General features: G+C 61.2%; 17 protein-coding genes. 13 read left to right on the plus strand and 4 right to left on the minus strand.

Features of this window, described 5'->3' with window-relative positions:
* Positions 1–2 precede the first annotated feature (2 nt).
* A complete protein-coding gene (locus tag ACYVI2_RS08765) occupies positions 3–1,202 on the plus strand; it encodes an MFS transporter (protein WP_415818772.1) in 1,200 nt (399 codons plus the stop codon).
* A gap of 34 nt (positions 1,203–1,236) precedes the next feature.
* On the opposite strand, the gene ACYVI2_RS08770 is transcribed toward ACYVI2_RS08765, so the two are convergent.
* Both ACYVI2_RS08770 and queC read right to left on the minus strand, forming a co-directional pair.
* Positions 1,237–2,574, minus strand: a complete 1,338-nt coding sequence (locus ACYVI2_RS08770; protein WP_415818773.1) for an MFS transporter — start codon at positions 2,572–2,574, stop codon at positions 1,237–1,239.
* 167 nt (positions 2,575–2,741) lie between these two features.
* Positions 2,742–3,446, minus strand: coding sequence for a 7-cyano-7-deazaguanine synthase QueC (queC, locus tag ACYVI2_RS08775; protein ID WP_415818774.1), 705 nt, complete (start codon positions 3,444–3,446; stop codon positions 2,742–2,744).
* A gap of 262 nt (positions 3,447–3,708) precedes the next feature.
* Here queC and ppc point away from each other — a divergent pair, with 262 nt between their 5' ends.
* Positions 3,709–6,558: a phosphoenolpyruvate carboxylase gene (gene ppc, locus ACYVI2_RS08780; RefSeq protein ID WP_415818775.1), complete on the plus strand. Its 2,850-nt coding sequence runs from the start codon at positions 3,709–3,711 to the stop codon at positions 6,556–6,558.
* A 112-nt stretch (positions 6,559–6,670) separates the two neighbouring features.
* On the opposite strand, the gene ACYVI2_RS08785 is transcribed toward ppc, so the two are convergent.
* Complete coding sequence (locus ACYVI2_RS08785; RefSeq protein ID WP_415818776.1) at positions 6,671–7,612, minus strand: alpha/beta hydrolase; 942 nt, start codon at positions 7,610–7,612, stop codon at positions 6,671–6,673.
* 309 nt (positions 7,613–7,921) lie between these two features.
* Between ACYVI2_RS08785 and ACYVI2_RS08790 the strand changes: the two genes are divergently transcribed.
* The 3 genes from ACYVI2_RS08790 (at position 7,922) to ACYVI2_RS08800 (ending at position 11,059) form a co-directional block, all read left to right on the plus strand.
* Entirely contained in the window at positions 7,922–8,854 is a 933-nt protein-coding gene (locus tag ACYVI2_RS08790; protein WP_415818777.1) for a 3-hydroxyacyl-CoA dehydrogenase family protein, read from the plus strand.
* A gap of 122 nt (positions 8,855–8,976) precedes the next feature.
* Positions 8,977–10,314: a short-chain fatty acid transporter gene (locus ACYVI2_RS08795; protein ID WP_415818778.1), complete on the plus strand. Its 1,338-nt coding sequence runs from the start codon at positions 8,977–8,979 to the stop codon at positions 10,312–10,314.
* A 19-nt stretch (positions 10,315–10,333) separates the two neighbouring features.
* A complete protein-coding gene (locus tag ACYVI2_RS08800; RefSeq protein WP_415818779.1) occupies positions 10,334–11,059 on the plus strand; it encodes an SDR family NAD(P)-dependent oxidoreductase in 726 nt (241 codons plus the stop codon).
* A 171-nt stretch (positions 11,060–11,230) separates the two neighbouring features.
* Here the strand turns inward: ACYVI2_RS08800 and ACYVI2_RS08805 are convergent, their stop codons facing one another.
* On the minus strand, positions 11,231–12,007 hold the full coding sequence (locus tag ACYVI2_RS08805; RefSeq protein WP_415818780.1) for an IclR family transcriptional regulator: 777 nt from the start codon (positions 12,005–12,007) through the stop codon (positions 11,231–11,233).
* A 162-nt stretch (positions 12,008–12,169) separates the two neighbouring features.
* On the opposite strand from ACYVI2_RS08805, the gene ACYVI2_RS08810 reads away from it, so the two are divergent.
* The 8 genes from ACYVI2_RS08810 to ACYVI2_RS08845 all read left to right on the plus strand — a co-directional run bounded on the left by ACYVI2_RS08810 (position 12,170) and on the right by ACYVI2_RS08845 (position 17,233).
* Positions 12,170–12,841, plus strand: a complete 672-nt coding sequence (locus ACYVI2_RS08810) for a 3-oxoacid CoA-transferase subunit A (RefSeq protein ID WP_415818781.1) — start codon at positions 12,170–12,172, stop codon at positions 12,839–12,841.
* An 11-nt stretch (positions 12,842–12,852) separates the two neighbouring features.
* Positions 12,853–13,497, plus strand: a complete 645-nt coding sequence (locus tag ACYVI2_RS08815) for a 3-oxoacid CoA-transferase subunit B (RefSeq protein ID WP_415818782.1) — start codon at positions 12,853–12,855, stop codon at positions 13,495–13,497.
* 33 nt (positions 13,498–13,530) lie between these two features.
* Positions 13,531–13,806 (plus strand): muconolactone Delta-isomerase, encoded by a 276-nt coding sequence (gene catC / locus ACYVI2_RS08820; protein ID WP_094823793.1) that lies wholly within the window; start codon positions 13,531–13,533, stop codon positions 13,804–13,806.
* Positions 13,807–13,829: 23 nt separating this feature from the next.
* Positions 13,830–14,126 carry a YciI family protein gene (locus ACYVI2_RS08825; protein ID WP_415818783.1) on the plus strand — a complete coding sequence of 99 codons (297 nt, stop codon included), beginning with the start codon at positions 13,830–13,832 and terminating at the stop codon, positions 14,124–14,126.
* 56 nt (positions 14,127–14,182) lie between these two features.
* Positions 14,183–14,962, plus strand: coding sequence for a 3-oxoadipate enol-lactonase (pcaD, locus tag ACYVI2_RS08830; RefSeq protein ID WP_415818784.1), 780 nt, complete (start codon positions 14,183–14,185; stop codon positions 14,960–14,962).
* Between the two features lie 21 nt (positions 14,963–14,983).
* The gene (locus tag ACYVI2_RS08835; RefSeq protein WP_415818785.1) at positions 14,984–16,024 is read left to right on the plus strand and encodes a cyclase family protein; all 1,041 of its coding nucleotides are present in this window, start codon (positions 14,984–14,986) and stop codon (positions 16,022–16,024) included.
* Positions 16,025–16,154: 130 nt separating this feature from the next.
* Entirely contained in the window at positions 16,155–16,490 is a 336-nt protein-coding gene (locus ACYVI2_RS08840; RefSeq protein ID WP_415818786.1) for an FxLYD domain-containing protein, read from the plus strand.
* Positions 16,491–16,576: 86 nt separating this feature from the next.
* Complete coding sequence (locus ACYVI2_RS08845; protein WP_415818787.1) at positions 16,577–17,233, plus strand: carbonic anhydrase; 657 nt, start codon at positions 16,577–16,579, stop codon at positions 17,231–17,233.
* The last annotated feature ends 121 nt before the right edge of the window (positions 17,234–17,354 follow it).

Genomic DNA, 17,354 nt, shown 5'->3' on the forward strand with positions numbered 1-17,354 from the left:
TCATGGCACCCGTCATTGCTACCCGGGCCGTCATGTGCCTGGGCGTCACCCAGCTCATCAATTGGGGCGTGTCGTTTTACCTGATCAGCAATTTCGGGCCTGCCATGCAGGCCGATCTGGGCTGGAGCGCCGCGCGTCTGTTTGGCGGGTTTTCGCTGGCCATCATCGTGATGGCCCTCACCTCGCCTGCCGCTGGGCGCGCGATTGACCGTTGGGGTGGCCAACGCGTCATGCCCGTGGGCGCGATACTGACGGCGATAGGCTGCGCCCTGTTGTCGCTTTCCCATTCGACCCTGCCGTACTACGCAGCCTGGGTTGCACTGGGCATAGGCATGCGGCTATCGCTCTACGATGCCGCCTTCGCGACACTCGCGCGCATCGGCGGGCCGCAAGCCCGGCGGGCGATGTCGCAGATCACACTGTTCGGCGGGTTGGCCTCGACCGTCATGTGGCCCGTTGGCCAATGGCTGGCGCAACTGCTGGGCTGGCGCGGTGCGGTGCTGGTCTATGCGGGCCTGTCGCTGCTGACGCTGCCCTTGTATTGGATATTGCCTCGCGCTCGTTACACCGGTGATACCCACTCGACACAGCATGAGGGGCTGGCCCGTACTCGTGCCGACCAGCGTCTGGCGCAAAGCCTCTATGCCGTGATCACCATGCTGACCACTTTTCTGACAGCGGCCAACGCCACGCATATGATTGCGATGCTGACGGATCTGGGATTGCTGGCATCGGTGGTGGTGGGTATAGCCTCGCTGTGGGGAATCGGCCAGGTCAGCGCACGCCTGCTGGAATTGTTGTTCGGCGCGCGCCTGCCGCCACTGACCTTGAATCTGTTGACGACGATCGTCATGCCGTGGTGCTTTCTGGCCGGCCTGGCAGCCAGCCATCCTGTGGCGGCCGCTATCTATACCTGCCTGTATGGCGCATGCAATGGCCTGCTCACGATTACGCGCGGAACATTGCCCCTGGCCTTGTTCGACTATCGCATCTACGGCACGCTGGTCGGCCGCCTGCTGGTCCCCAGTTTTATATTGACCGCTGCGGCGCCCGTTGCCTACGCGCAGTTGATTGCCTGGCAGGGACCACGCGCTGCCATGACCGTCTCGCTGATACTATCGAGCGTGATTCTAGGGGCGTCTGTATGGCTGTATCTGCGCTTTGGACGCACGGCCCACCGCAGCCAGGCACGGCAGACCTGAGCACTGTCATGGTGCGCCTGGCATCGCAAAATCATCAGGCCTTTGCCGGCGTGACGTCCCCGACAGCGAGGGCCTTGCGCTTGGTTCCCGGCAACAGGATTACCGCGATTGCCGCGACCAGAGCAGCCGCCGCGAACACCATGAAATTCCACGAGAAACTCAACCCCGAGCCTGCCACGTAGCCCCCGACCATGGGCCCGGCCATCGCACCAACGCGAGCGAAACTCAGTGCCCAGCCTGTGGCGGCAGCACGGATATGCGCCGGATAATAGCCCGCGATGTAGCCCGTCAAAATCAACGATGCGGACACGCTGCCCACGCCCGCCAAGCCCACCAGCGTGTAGTTGATCACCAGCGAATTACCGAACAGCAACGCGCCGATCGCCGCCGCGCCTATCAGGTAAAACACGGCCACCGTACCGCGCACGCCCAGCTTGTCGGCCACACTGCCTAGAAACAAACCGCCCACTGCCGAAGTCAGGCTGAAAACCACCAGGAACAACAAGCTGGAGCCCAGGTCATAGCCGTTTTTACGCATGATCGAAGGCAGCCAGGTATTCAGGCCATAGACCAGCAGCAAACCCAAAAAGAGAGCGATCCAGAAACACGCCGTCGCGCGAATGTAGTCACGGGAGAAGATGATTTTGACCACCTCGCGCCACGACGTACGTGCCTGCGTTGACAAGCCGGCATCAGGCTGGCGCCACACGCCCTCGCCCTTTGCCGCCGCCAATGCCTGAGCCTCCTGGATACGGCCGCATCCCTGCAGATACTCGATCGACTCGGGCAACAGGCGCGCCATGAAGGGGACCAGGATCAATGGAACCACTCCCAATCCGATCACACCGCGCCAGCCCATGGAGGGCAACAACCACATCGCGATCAACGCAGCGCAAAGAATGCCAATCGAATACCCCGAGTACATCAGCCCATAGTTGAAGCTGCGGCGATGCACGGGCGAATACTCCACCGTCAATGCCGCTGCCACCGGGATCACACCGCCCAACCCCAGGCCGCCAATAAAGCGCATCACCCCAAAAAACCAAGGCGTCGGCGCCAACGCCGCGCCCACCATCGTCAAGGAAAATACCGAGACGCACAGCAGCAGCATGCGGCGCCGGCCCAGCATTTCGCTCAAGGTGCCCACCATGAAAGCGCCAAAGAACATCCCGACCAAGGCATAGCTGCTGAGCGCCCCCAACTCGAGCGGCGTCAGATTCCAGTTGCGGTCATCGGCCATCGACGGCAGCACGGCGCCCATGACGCCCACGTCGTATCCCTCGAACAGGATGGCCAGAAAACACACGAAAAGCACCGTATACGTCGTACGGGATGACGGATGCCAAGGCTGCGCGCCGGCGGCAGTATTCATGTCGAAAGTCCCTCTGAGGCTGGCTAAAGATCAGCGTTAGAACCACCTGAACACTTACCGCCACGACCACGACCTACATGCGCCGGCAAGATAGTTTAGGTTTAAACATATCAGCTTCAGCGGGGACATTGCAATCAGCGTCTTTACTAAGACGGTTTGCTTGACGCTTATCGCGCCTGCCAACGCTCCCAACCGGCTTTGCGCAACGCGCATGCGGGACACGTCCCGCAACCATAGCCCCAGGCATGGCGGGCGCCACGCTCACCCAGATAGCAGGTGTGGCTCTGCTCGACCACAATATCGACCAGCGCCTGGCCGCCGAGTTGCTGTGCCAGATCCCAGGTATCTGCCTTGTCGATCCACATCAATGGCGTTTCGATCGTCACGCGCGAGCCCAGGCCCAGGCCTAATGCGACCTGCTGCGCCTTGATCGTGTCATCACGGCAATCTGGATAGCCCGAAAAATCGGTTTCGCACATGCCGCCCACCAGTACGTCTAATTGACGGCGATAGCCCAATGCGGCAGCCAGCGTCAGGAACAGCAAATTGCGTCCAGGCACGAAGGTATTGGGCAAGCCGTTTTCCTGCATCTCGATGGCGCGGTCGCTGGTCATTGCCGTATCGCCGACCTGGCCCAACACCCGTAGATCCAACAAATGATCCTCGCCCAGACGTTGCGCCCAATCGGGAAACTGCGCCCGCAACTCACTCAACACACGCAGCCGCGCATCCAGCTCGATGCGATGGCGTTGCCCATAGTCGAACGCAACCGTCTCGACGTGGGCATAGCGATCCAACGCCCAGGCCAGACAAGTCGTGGAGTCCTGGCCGCCGGAAAACAGGACCAGTGCGCGTCGTTGATGATTTTGCATAAACACTTTCAAATTCGTTACCGGGCAAAGCGCCCGAGCAGAAACTGTACCGCAACACGTGGCGCAGCATGTATGACACCACGCGCCAACCAACGGCAACAGGATGAGCAAAATCAGCGCAACACCACGCCCAAATATCCCATTTCCAGAATAGGGTTATTTGCCACGGATGCTGCGTAAAATGATTTGCATCCATAGCCTCATTGTTTTTGCGATCGGCCCGAATTCTCAACTCACCCTTTGCCCGACGGATCACCTGCCTATGAAAGCCATCCGCCCGCAGTCTGATACTGCTGAACCCTTACGTCACGATATCCGATTGCTGGGGCGTTTGTTAGGTGAAGTCATCCAAGCCTGTGAGGGCGAACGGGTGTTCGACACGATCGAAACCCTGCGCCGCACAGCCGTACGCTTTCGGCGCGAGGGCAACAAGGCCGATGGCAAGCTGCTGGAACAACGGGTGAAACGGCTGCGCGGCAACGATCCGAACTCAGTGGCCCGGGCGTTCAGTTATTTCCTGCATTTGTCCAATATCGCCGAAGATCGCGACCAGAACCGCGCGCAACGCGAGCACGCCTTGGCCAGCGAGGCGCCGGCGCGTGGCAGCCTGCGCGAGGCCGTCAGCCTGTTGGAGGCGCAGGGCGTCAGCCCCGCTCACATCCGCCGTTTGCTGTCCGAGGCCTGCCTCATGCCTGTGCTGACAGCCCACCCGACCGAAGTGCAGCGCAAGAGCACTCTGGACGTGCACCGGGAAATCTCAACAGCGCTCATGCAGCGCGAGGGGCCGTTGACTGGCCAGGAGATCGCCGATCTGGACCTGGTCCTGCTGGGGCGTATCGCCACACTGTGGCAAACGCGCATGCTGCGTTACACACGGCTGACCGTGGCCGACGAGATCGAGAATGCCTTGTCGTACTACCGCAGCACGTTCCTGAACGTCATCCCGCGGGTGTACTCGGACCTGTCCCGCCTGCTGGCGCGCGACCCGGTCAAGCCCTTTGCCGCGCCACCGGCCCCGTTGGAGCCTTTTCTACGCATGGGCAGCTGGATCGGCGGCGATCGCGACGGCAATCCCAATGTCGATGCAAGCACGCTGGAACTCGCATTATTGCGACAGGCCACCGTGCTGTTTGAATACTATCTGCAAGAGGTCCATGCGCTGGGCGCAGAACTGTCGATCACCACGCTGCTGATCGATGCGGACTCGGACTTGCGGACTTTGGCCGATGCCGGCGGCGATGATTCGGCTCACCGCCGGGACGAGCCCTACCGCCGCGCGCTGGTAGGCATCTATGCCCGCCTGGCAGCGACGGCTCAGCAACTGACCGGCCGCGATCTGGCTCGCCGCGTCACCCATCCGGCGCCGCCATACAACGCACCGCGCGAGCTGGCCAACGATCTGGCCGTTATTGCTTCATCGCTGTCTGCCAACCACGGCGCGCCGATCGCCCGGCTGCATTTGAGCGGCTTGCAGCAGGCCGTCGAGGTCTTCGGGTTTCATCTGGCGACGGTCGATCTGCGTCAAAGCTCAGACGTGCATGAACGTGTGCTCACCGAACTGTTCACCCGTGCCGGCACACAGCACGATGGCAAGCCGGTCGATTACAGCCAACTCGACGAAGACGCACGCGTGGCGTTGCTGCGATCCGAATTGGCCCAGGCCCGGCCTCTGGCATCGCCCTGGATCACCTACAGCGAGGAAACGACGCGCGAGTTGGCCATTTTGCGCGCTGCCGCCGCAGGCCGCGCACGCTATGGCAAACAAGCGGTGCAGCAAACGATTGTGTCGCACACCGAGACCCTGAGCGACCTGCTCGAGGTCCTGGTGCTGCAAAAAGAAACCGGCTTGACGACGGCGCCCGATCAGAACATCGAGCCCCAGGATGGCCTGATGGTTGTCCCGTTATTCGAAACCATTCCTGACTTGGAACGCGGTCCCGAGATCATGGCGGCGTGGCTGGACCTGCCCGAGGTGCGAGAGCGCGTCAAACATGCGCAGAACGACACGCAGGAAGTCATGCTGGGCTATTCCGACAGCAACAAGGACGGCGGTTTTCTCACATCGAACTGGTCGCTCTATCAAGCCGAGCGCGCCCTGGTCGATGTGTTCAGCGCGCGCCGCGTGCGGCTGCGGCTCTTTCACGGGCGCGGCGGCTCGGTGGGCCGTGGCGGCGGCTCGAGCTTTGATGCCATCCTGGCACAGCCGCCGGGCACTGTCGCCGGGCAACTGCGCCTGACAGAACAAGGCGAGGTCATCCAGAGCAAATACAAGGACGCCGAGGTAGGCCGCTGGCACCTTGAACTGCTGGTGGCGGCCACGCTGGAGTCATCGCTGGCGCCTCGTGCCGCTGCCGCCAGTGCCGAAGACGCCCATATGGCGCACTACGGACCAGCCATGTCATTCATGTCGGACACGGCGCAACGCAGCTATCGCGGCCTCGTTTATGAAACACCCGGCTTTGCAGAGTATTTCTTTGCGACCACGCCGATTACGGAAATCGCCGGCCTGAACATCGGCTCTCGTCCTGCCTCGCGCAAACAAGGTCAGCACATCGATGAGCTGCGCGCCATTCCATGGGGGTTCTCATGGGCGCAATGCCGTCTCATGCTGACCGGCTGGTACGGCGTGGGCTCTGCCATCGAATCCTATCTCGAGACCGGCGCGACCGGCGCGCCTCGTTCGCGCCGTGCCCGGCTCGCTCAATTGCGAGAGATGGCGCGCGAATGGCCCGCGTTTCGTACCCTGCTCTCCAATATGGAGATGGTGCTGGCCAAATCGGATCTGGCCATCGCGGCGCGCTACGCACAACTGTTGCCCGCCCGCGCACTACGCGAACGCATTTTCAATCAGATCAGCACAGAGCATGGTCGTACTGTCTCCATGCTGCGTTTATTGACACAGCGGGAACTGCTGGCGGACAACCCGGCCCTGCAGGCCTCGCTGCGCGAACGCTTTGCCTACATCGATCCGCTGAATTATCTGCAGATCGATCTGATCCGCCGTTATCGTGCCGCGCAACAGGATGGTGCAATAGAACCCGACAAACGCGTGCGCAGTGCGATTCACCTGACCATCAACGGCATCTCGGCGGGGCTGCGCAACTCGGGATGATCGAAACGCGCCCCTAGCGTCAGCGAGGGCGAGCGCGCATCGATCCAGACAAACGCGCGAAGGACAGACATGCCGGCAGTCGTGCCGACTCGTCTGCCTTTCGCCCATCGCCTCAAGGTTGCACAGCAACCTCTAATGCACGCTCCAGCGAAACACGGATCATCTCGCCGTGCCCATATTGCGGGAAGGTCTCATAGGTAACATCGCCACCGCCCTTGCGCAGTCCATCCGCCATATCGCCGATGACGGCACGAGGGTTTTCAATAGGCGCACGGCCGGGCGTTGCACGCGGCAGATTCGGCATCGGCCGATTCGGATCGCGAGGCTTGGTGCCAACCAGAATCGCAATGCGTTTGCCCGCCGCCTGATTCGCGTCAAACGCGTGCCACTCCCGGACCAGCACGCCATCATTCCACCATGCCGACGGGTCTCCTACGATATAGCGTGCAAAGGTATTCGGCTGCGTATACAAGGTGTGCAAGGTGAACAACCCGCCATAGGAGTGGCCCCACAAGTATTCCTTTTGCGGATCCACTTTGACGCGCGACTGCACCAGAGGCTTGATGGACGCCTTGATGTATTCCAGAAAAATATCGGCACCGCCGCCGGCGCGTCCACGGTCGTCTTCTTGCTGCACGCGCTGGCCATTTTCATATGTGGGCGGCGTGTAGTCGAACGCGCGCGACACCACATCGTTGCGCGTGGGCACGTCATAACCAATCGCCACCAGCACAGGCGGATGCCCGCTGCGCGACAGCGCCGCCAAGTCCGCGTCTTTCAACGTCGCCATCGCAGCGTTGCCATCCAACATGTACAGCACGGAATAGCCTGCTGCCGGCACGGCGGCGCGAGGAATCGAAATCTCGATGCGGTAGTGCCGCTTGCCATCGGCCGAGTCGATCTGGTGCCGTTCAAACTGATACCACTCGGACGGATGGTCCACCACCGTCTCGCCCACCAACTGCGTGCCCGGCATTTGACCCGCAGCAGGAGTTTGCGCATGAGCGCAGGTTGTGCCCAGCAGGCAGCACAAAGACAGTATCGATAACTTCATAGACAACTCGTTCTGGCCGATGCAGGGCCACCAATCTAAATGAGAATAGCTAGCAATTCTAGCTTATGAAATTGTTGCCCCGCACCGGCGGCCTGCTCGACCCTTCTGATGATCGCCGTGCCCCTGACGATCCCGACCCATTGGCGTCCGCCCGAAATTCTTAGTACTATCCCTAAATAAATTCTATATACGCACAAATGTTCGTATATAGAACAACAATGATTCCTGGCCCGCGCCTGGAACAGTATTCGGATGAGACGTGCTCCGACGCGCCCATCACCGAGCGCGAGCCTTCCGGAGCCTTTCGACATGGATTTTCCTATCCAGAGCCTGGCCGTCGTCGGCGCAGGCGCCATGGGCAGCGGCATCGCTGCCCTGTTTGCAGCAAAAGGACTTGAGGTCGTCTTGATCGACCCCGTACCCGGCGCGCTCGAACGCGCGGCCGGTGTCATTGATCGACAACTCGGCGTCTACGCCCCCGAAGCGATCGCCGAAACACGGCGCCGCATTCGCATGGATCCCGGCCTCGAGGCCGCCTGCGCCTGCGACCTGGTCATCGAAGCGATTCCGGAAAAACTGGAGCTCAAGCGCGACACATTCGCTCGCCTGGACACGCTCTGCAAACCCGAAACGATCTTCGCGACGAATACCTCGGGCCTGTCGATCAACGCCATTGCCCAGGCCGTAACACGGCGAGATCGTTTTGTGGGCACGCACTTCTTTACCCCCGCCGATGTCATCCCTCTGGTCGAAGTCGTACGCAATGACGACACCTCGGCCGAAACCGTCGAGCGTGTGATGGCAACGCTGAGATTCGGCGGCAAACGCCCCGTCCTGGTCAATCGCGATATCCCGGGCTTTATCGCCAACCGCATTCAACACGCCCTCGCCCGCGAAGCCATCTCGCTGCTGGAACAAGGCATCGCCAGCGCCGAAGACATCGACGAAGTCGTGAAATGGAGCCTGGGCATCCGCCTGGCACTGTCCGGGCCGCTGGAGCAGCGCGACATGAACGGCATTGATGTCCATCATGCCATTGCGAGCTACCTGTACGCCGATCTGGAAAACCGCACCACGCCCTCGGCATTGCTCACAGAGAAAGTCACCTCCGGTCAACTCGGCGCCAAGACCGGCCAGGGTTTCTATGCCTGGCCGCCGGAGCGCCGCGAACAAGTACTGCGCGACAAAAGCGCAGCCCTGGGTGAATTAGTGGCCTGGCTGAACACACGACAAGCCCAGTAAAGGCTTGTCCCTCATATCGATTTATGTAATCCCGGCAGACCCTTGCATCCAGGACGCCCTGTAGCGCCTGATGATCGGTTCTGCCTTTAAGTACGCCTTACGGAGCGAGTTGGAGAGGCAGCATGAATAAATTAACGTCCTTTTTTACGGAGCTGATGCGCAAGTATCTGCCCGATCCTTTTGTGTTCGCCATCGCGCTGACGCTGTTGACGGTGCTGATGGCCATGGGCATCGAGGGTCAGAGCCTGGGCCAGATCACCCGTGAATGGGGCAAAGGATTCTGGAGCCTCTTGGCGTTCACGACGCAAATGGCCGTGATCCTGGCCATGGGCTACGTGCTGGCCACCGCGCCGCTCACCGATCGCCTGCTCAACCGTATCGTCAGCCATGTGCATCAGCCTCGCACAGCCATCATCGTGGCCACGCTGGTGGGCGGCATCGGCAGCTATCTGAACTGGGGCTTTGGCCTGGTCATCGGCGGTATCGTCGCCAAGAAACTGGCCTTGAAAGTCAAAGGCGTGCACTACCCCTTGATCATCGCCGCGGCCTATAGCGGCTTTACCATGTACGGCCTGGGCCTGTCTGCCAGCATCCCGGTGCTGGTTGCCACGCCCGGCCATCCCCTGGTCAATCAGATGGGTACGGTGCCGCTGTCGGAAACGATTTTCTCCGCGCCCATGCTGATCACGAGCTTGATCATCATCGTCACGCTGCCCTTGCTCAACGCCTGGCTGCATCCCCGCGCCGGCGAGAAAGTCGTCGAAGTCGATCCGGCCATCGACAAGTCGACCGAGCCCGCGCCAGGCAGCGACCTGATCGAACAAAACACCATTGCTTCCAAGCTCAACAACAGCCGCATCCTGAGCCTGTTGATCGGGTTGCTCGGCATGGCCTACGTCGTGTTTCACTTCGTAGACGGCGGCTCGCTGGACCTGAACCTGATCAACTTCTTTATCCTGTTTCTGGGTGTATTGCTGCTGGGCACGCCGGCCGCCTATGTGGCCAAACTGAATGACGGCATCAAGACGATCTCCGGCATCATTCTGCAGTATCCGTTCTACGCCGGCATCATGGCCATCATGGCGGGCTCGGGTCTGGTGAACACCATCTCGCACGTTTTTGTTGACGTGGCTACGCCGGGTACGCTGCCGTTCTGGGGCCTGATCAGTTCGTTCTTCATCAATTTCTTCGCGCCCTCGGGCGGTGGCCACTGGATGATCCAGGGCCCCTTCATGATCGACGCCGCCAAGGAAATCGGCAGCTCGATCAGCCAGACCTCGATGGCCGTCATGCTGGGGAACTCCTGGAACGACCTGGTTCAGCCGTTCTGGATTCTGCCGGCCTTGGCGCTGTCGAAACTGAAGCTGCGCGACGTGATGAGCTACACCGTGATCATGATGATCTGGGTCGGCATCATCGAGATCATCGCCGTGCTGAGCTGGGGCATTCTGACCCACTGACCGATCCGAGGAATCCACTATGAAACCCCAGGCTTATCTCGTCACCGGCGGCAGCGCCGGCATCGGCGCCGCTATTGTGCGGGCTCTGCTCGACGCTGGACACCGCGTCGTCAACATCGACTATCGCCTGCCCGATAGCGCGCCCGAGGGACTGGTATCGATCCAGGCCGATCTGACTGACGAAGCACAAACCAAAGCTGCCGCCGCTCAGGCCACGCGTGATCACGCCATCGTTGGCCTGGTCAACAACGCAGGCGCGACGCGCCCCGGCACCGCCGATACGGCCACGCTGGCGGACCTGGACTATGTCGTCGCGCTCCACCTGCGCACCGCAATGATTCTGGTACAGGCCGTATTACCCGACATGCGCGAGGCCGGCTTTGGCCGCATCGTCAATATGTCGTCGCGCGCTGCGCTGGGCAAGCCCGATCGCGTGGTGTACTCGGCCACCAAGGCTGGCCTGGTGGGCCTGACGCGCACGTTGGCCATGGAGTTGGGTGGCGACGGCATCACCGTCAATGCGATCGGCCCGGGCCCGATTGCCACTGACCTGTTCCGCAACAGCAATCCCGATGGCGCCCCGCAAACGCAGCGCATCATCAACAGCATTGTCGTCAAACGCCTCGGCACACCGGAAGACGTCGCGCGCGCTGCGATGTTCTTTCTATCGCCCGACAATGGCTTTGTGACCGGACAGATGCTGTATGTATGTGGCGGCACCACGCTCGGCGTCGCGCCGATCTGATTGATCAGCCACATGGCCGCCACCATGCCCAGCGACTCCACGTACGCGCGGACATCCCCCGATGCCGCGCTGCGCGAGAGATATCGCAGCGTCACGTACGTGGCGTTGCATCGCGACGCCGCACACGCGGCGACGCAGGGCCGTCCGACGTCCGCGCCTGCGCCTCGAACATTAACGGCGCCGCAGTGCCTGGTTGATCTGATCCGCGGCGTGACGCAATGGCGGCAAAAACGCCTCCAGCATGGCTTCGCGCGAGTATCGGTTTGCATGACCACTGACGTTCATCGCGCCAATCACGCGGCCCGTGCGATCCATGATGGGCACGGCCACCGATTGCAAACCGGGCTCGAGCTCTTGCACCACACAGGCATAGCCATCGGCACGGACTTGCGCCAGCATGCGTTTCAACTCGGCCAGGCTGGTGACCGTGTGCGCCGTATGCGCCCGAATATCGCTGGCCGCCAGTACCCGGTCTTGTTCCGCGGCAGGCAAGCCCGCCAGCAGCACACGGCCCATCGAGGTCACCCACGCGGGCAAGCGGCTGCCAACGGCCAGATTGATGCTCATGACCTTGTGCATGGACAGGCGCAGGATGTACACGATATCCGTGCCGTCGAGTACCGACACCGAACACGATTCGCGCGTCGCCTCGGCAACTTCCTCCATATAGGGCAAGGCCAAATCCCACAAGGGCGTGGCCGACAAATAGGAGTAGCCCAGCTCCAGGATGCGCGGCGTCAAGGAAAACTGACGTCCTTCGACAGCGACATAGCCCAGGTGCTCCAGGGTCAACAAGATACGGCGCGCGCCCGCGCGCGTCAGCCCACACGCCGCAGCAACCTCCGACAAGGTCATCTGCGGCCGCTGCGGCCCGAATGCCCTGATCACCGACAGCCCGCGTGCAAACGACTGCACATAGCTGTCACTGGGTTGTTGAGTGTTTTCCATATCTGTAACCCTGTCCGCGCAAATCCGGATATCCACCCCGTGAGACGTTTGGCGCTGCCGCCTTGACACCTCCCGGTCACCATGAAACGATGTTCTTCAAAAGAACGAAAGTTCTAATTAAGAACAAATTATGACACGCCCTTTTTATTGCGGACTCACCCCATGATCTCAAAGCTCGTTGCAAATGCGGCGGCCGCCTTGGCGGACGTACCTGACGGCGCCACCGTCATGATTGGAGGCTTCGGCACCGCCGGTCAGCCCATGGAACTGATCGATGCCCTGTTGGAACAGGGCGCCAAAGATCTCACCATCATCAACAACAACGCAGGCAACGGTACGACCGGCCTGGCGGCATTGCTGGCGGCCGGCCGTGTACGCAAAATCATTTGCTCGTTCCCGCGCCAATCGGACTCGCAAGTGTTTGACGGCCTGTATCGCAGCGGCAAGCTCGAGCTCGAACTGGTTCCGCAAGGCAACCTGGCCGAACGCATCCGCGCAGCAGGCGCCGGGATCGGCGCGTTCTTTACGCCCACTGGCTACGGCACGCCACTGGCCGAGGGCAAAGAGACCCGCGAAATCAACGGCCGCCACTATGTATTGGAATACCCCCTGCACGCCGACTACGCGCTGATCAAGGCCGAGCGCGGCGATCGCTGGGGCAACCTGATCTACCGTAAAACCGCACGTAATTTTGGCCCCATCATGGCCAGCGCCGCACGCATCGCCGTCGCTCAAGTCCGTGAAACCGTCGAACTCGGTGAACTCGACCCCGAGACCGTCGTCACCCCCGGCATCTTTGTTCAACGCGTCGTGAAAATCGCCCCGGCGGCCTAGGAGCAACAACAATGAGCACCAAACTGAACCGCGACCAGATTGCCGCCCGCGTTGCGCAAGACATTCCCGAAGGCGCCTACGTCAACCTCGGGATTGGCCTGCCCACGCTGGTCGCCAATCACCTGCCCACCGACCGCGAAGTCCTCCTGCACACCGAAAACGGCATGCTGGGCATGGGCCCCGCCCCCGCCAAAGGCGAAGAAGACTACGACCTCATCAATGCCGGCAAGCAACCCGTCACCGAGTTGCCGGGCTGCTCGTTCTTTCATCATGCCGATTCGTTCGCCATGATGCGCGGCGGCCATCTGGATATCTGCGTGCTCGGCGCTTTTCAGGTTTCGCAACACGGCGATCTGGCCAACTGGCACACCGGTGCACCGGATGCCATCCCCGCGGTGGGCGGCGCGATGGACTTGGCCATCGGCGCAAAAGACGTCTTTGTGATGATGGAATTACTCACCCGCGATGGCCAGAGCAAATTGGTTGCCGAGTGCACCTATCCGCTGACCGGCGTGCGCTGCGTCTCGCGTGTCTATACCGACGTGGCAGTCTTTGACATCCGCAATGGCGAGGTCAAAGTCATCGACATGTTCGGCGACATCACAGCCGACGAGCTGCTGCGCCTGACCGGCCTGCCTTTGAAATTCGCTCAATAAGTCAGCATCAAACGTTTTTAATTGGAGTCTGCCATGCTATTCATGGTCCAAATGCAAGTAAACCTGCCCGTAGACATGCCTGCCGAGCGCGCTGACAAACTCAAGGCCGACGAAAAAGCCCTGGCGCAACAGCTGCAACGCGATGGAAAATGGGTCAGCCTGTGGCGCGTCGTGGGCCGCTACGCCAACGTCAGCATTTTCGACGTCGAAAACAATGATGAGCTGCATCAACTGTTGTCGTCGCTGCCGTTGTTCCCGTACATGGATATTCAGGTCACGGCACTGGCGCGTCACCCCTCGGCCATCTAAATCCACCGACCACGGAGCCCCACATGCCTTACATCATCGAAACCTTCGACAAGCCGAACCATCAAACCGTGCGCCAGGCACACCGCCCGGCCCACCTGGAATACCTGGCGGCCAACAAAGCGCTGCTATTGGCTTGCGGCGCCAAGCTCAATGACGATGGCTCCGATGCAGGCGGTGGGCTCTATGTGGTCGATCTGGATACCCGTGCGGAAACCGAGGCCTTTATTGCGGCAGATCCATTTGCCCAGGCCGACCTGTTCGAACGCGTCACCATCACACGTTGGCGCAAAGCCTACGTCGGCGGCGAATTGATGCTGTAGTCCGCACGCATCGACTATTGCCCGACACGCTTTCCACAGCACCCAGGATTTTTCATATGTCTTACGCTGATCTCAGCCAGGCCCGCCTGTACTACGTCATCGACGGCCCTGCCGATGCGCCCGTGCTGGTGCTCTCCAACTCACTCGGCACATGTTCCGACATGTGGGCGCGCCAAATCCCGCAGTTGTCGCAACACTTTCGCGTGGTGCGCTACGACACGCGCGGCCACGGCAAATCATCCGTCCCAGCGGGCGAATATACGTTCTCGCAACTGGCGGGCGATGTCGCCGAACTGCTCGATCATCTGAATATCGAGCAGGCTAGCTTCTGCGGCCTGTCGATGGGTGGCCCCACCGGCCTGCAACTGGCACTGGATCATCCACAACGCGTGCGCAAGCTGGTGTTGTCCAACACGGCTGCCCGCATTGGCAGCGCCGAAGGCTGGACCAGCCGCATCGAGGCCGTCGCGCAAAATGGCCTGGAAAACATGGCGCCCGGTTTGGTCGAACGCTGGTTGACGGACGATTTCCGCGCCGCCCAGCCGGGCTTGACCCAAGTGCTGGTCGACATGCTGCGCCGTACCTCCAACGAAGGCTACAGCGCCAACTGCGCGGCCTTGCGTGATGCCGATCTGCGGGCGCGCCTGTCCGAGATCAAGGTTCCCACCCTGGTCATCGCCGGCACCCAGGACCCCGCGACGACGCCGGCAAACGGCCGCGAACTCCAGGCAGGTATCGCAGGCGCTCAGTACGTGGAACTGAACACCTCGCACATTGCCAACTGGGAGCAACCGCAAGCCTACACGCGTGCGCTTGTCGACTTTCTCACGGCATAAACCAGTCAGGGAGGCATGTCTATGCAACGCTGGAAACAACGCCCCGAGGGCTCGAACTGGGGCGACTATGGCCCCGATGATCAACTGGGCCGGCTCAATCTGTTGACCGAAGCTCAGGTCCTCAAAGGCGCTCGCGAAATCCAGGCAGGCAAAACGTTCTGCCTGTCGCTGCCCCTGGATCTGCCCGGCGGCAACGTCCTGAACCCGCGGCGCCATCCGCCGCAGTTGAGCCCCACGCGATTGCAAGACACGCCTTACCTGAACTTTCCGCTGCGCAATCTGAACCCTGACGCGGTGGACGTCCTCAGCGACGACCAGGTGCTGCTGTCGATGCAGTACTCCACCCAATGGGATTCCCTGGCACACGTCGGCGCCCTGTTCGATGCGGACGGCGACGGCCGCGCCGAGCTCTGCTACTACAACGGCTACCGCGCCGGCGTAGACATCGTCGGGCCGGCCGACGGCGACCATGCCGGCTGCGGCTGCAACAGCGGCGGTCCTTCGGCAGCCCTGAAGCTCGGTATCGAAAACCTGGCGCAAAAAGGTATCCAAGGGCGCGGTGTGCTGGTCGATCTGGCCCGCCACTTCGGTACCGGACGCACCTTGATCGGCCATGCCGAGCTTATGCAAGTTTTACAGGCCGACAACATCACGATCGAATCCGGCGACATGCTGGTCCTGCGCACCGGCTACGCAGAAAAAATCATCGAGATGGCCGGCCAGCCCGACGCCGACGTGTTGCACACCTATGGTGCAGCCTTGGACGGCACCGATGCAGCGTTGCTGCAATGGATCACCGACAGCGGCATCACGGCCATCTGCGCCGATAACTATGCCGTCGAGGCCTATCCCGCCCGTGACCGCCAAGGCCCCCGCGCGATGCTGCCACTGCATCATCACTGCCTGTTCAAACTGGGCCTGCCCCTGGCAGAGCTGTGGTACCTGAAGGATCTGGCCGAATGGCTGCATAGCAACGGCCGGCACCGTTTCATGCTGACCGCGCCGCCGTTGCGGCTGCCGCACGCGGTCGGCTCACCGGTGACACCTGTCGCGACGGTATAGCAACCTCCCCGCGCCCGCCATTGGAGCATTGCAAATAGCAAACTCCTCACACAATCGGCCATTGCATCATCGGCGGGCCGCCCTTAACTTACGGCAAGAACCCAGCCGCTCCCGCGGCGAGGAGATTGCCATGAGAAAGTATCTCGCCTCCCTGCTGTTATCCCTGAGCAGCATCGGCGCTTCAGCACAGAGCAGCCTGCCGCACGGCGTATCGATCCAGGACCTGGGCGCCACTCGCCAAGCCGACGGCGTCTGGATCATTACCAGCACGGTCTCCAATCATCGTGATACCGCCATCACCGGCCTGTCGGTCACCTATGCGCTATACGACGCCCAGGGCAAGGAAATCGGCCGCGTCACAGGCCGCCGCGATACCCCTCTCGCCCCAGGCGACAGCTGGCAGTCCCAGACGCCGACCACGACGGATTTCACCCGTTTTAGCGCCAAGGAAATCCAGGCCCAATAACTGGGGACATGACTGACTGCAGGCTAGTTGTAAGCGTGCTGTGGGAAAATAACGGCGTGCGTGCGCCATAACAACAAGGATGTTCTATGTTCCCCAAACGACTTACTGACGGCTATCAGGCTTTTCTGGAGGGCCGCTTTCACAACGAACGCAAACGCTACGAAGACCTGGGCGAATCAGGCCAGAATCCCGAAATCCTGCTGATCGGCTGTTGTGATTCTCGAGTGTCACCCGAGGTCATCTTTGACGCCGGCCCCGGCGAGATGTTCGTCATCCGCAACGTGGCCAATCTGGTCCCCCCCTACGAGGGCGATGCCGAGTCCTCGTCCTATCACGGCACCAGTGCAGCCATCGAATTCGCCGTCAATGCGCTGAACGTCAAGCACATCGTCGTGCTCGGCCACGCCTCATGCGGCGGCGTGCGTGCGGTGTTCGATGATGCCGAACCGCTGACCAAGATCGACTTTGTCGGCAAATGGATGTCGCAGATCACACCCGTGGCCGATGCGCTGCCGCGCACCGGCGACCGCACCGTGGATGTCCAGCGTCTGGAATGGGCCGTGGTCGAACACAGCTTGCGCAACCTGCAGACCTTTCCGTCGATCCGCCGACGCGTCGAAGCCGGCAAAATCGAACTGCACGGCGCCTACTTTGGTGTCGCCACCGGCCTGTTGTTCCTGCGCGACCCTGAAAGCGGAAAGTTCGCCCCCTGCCAACCGCAAGCGTCTGGCACCACAGATTGACCCTATCAGTCCTCGGCCAGCTTCTATTCTTATAACAAAAATGACTTAGACAGCCGAGGATATCGCCTGTTACGGTTATGTACATAGCATGTAGCGGCGCCGCTTGGCGGCGCGCTTTTGC

The organism is Bordetella tumbae, from assembly GCF_054780995.1.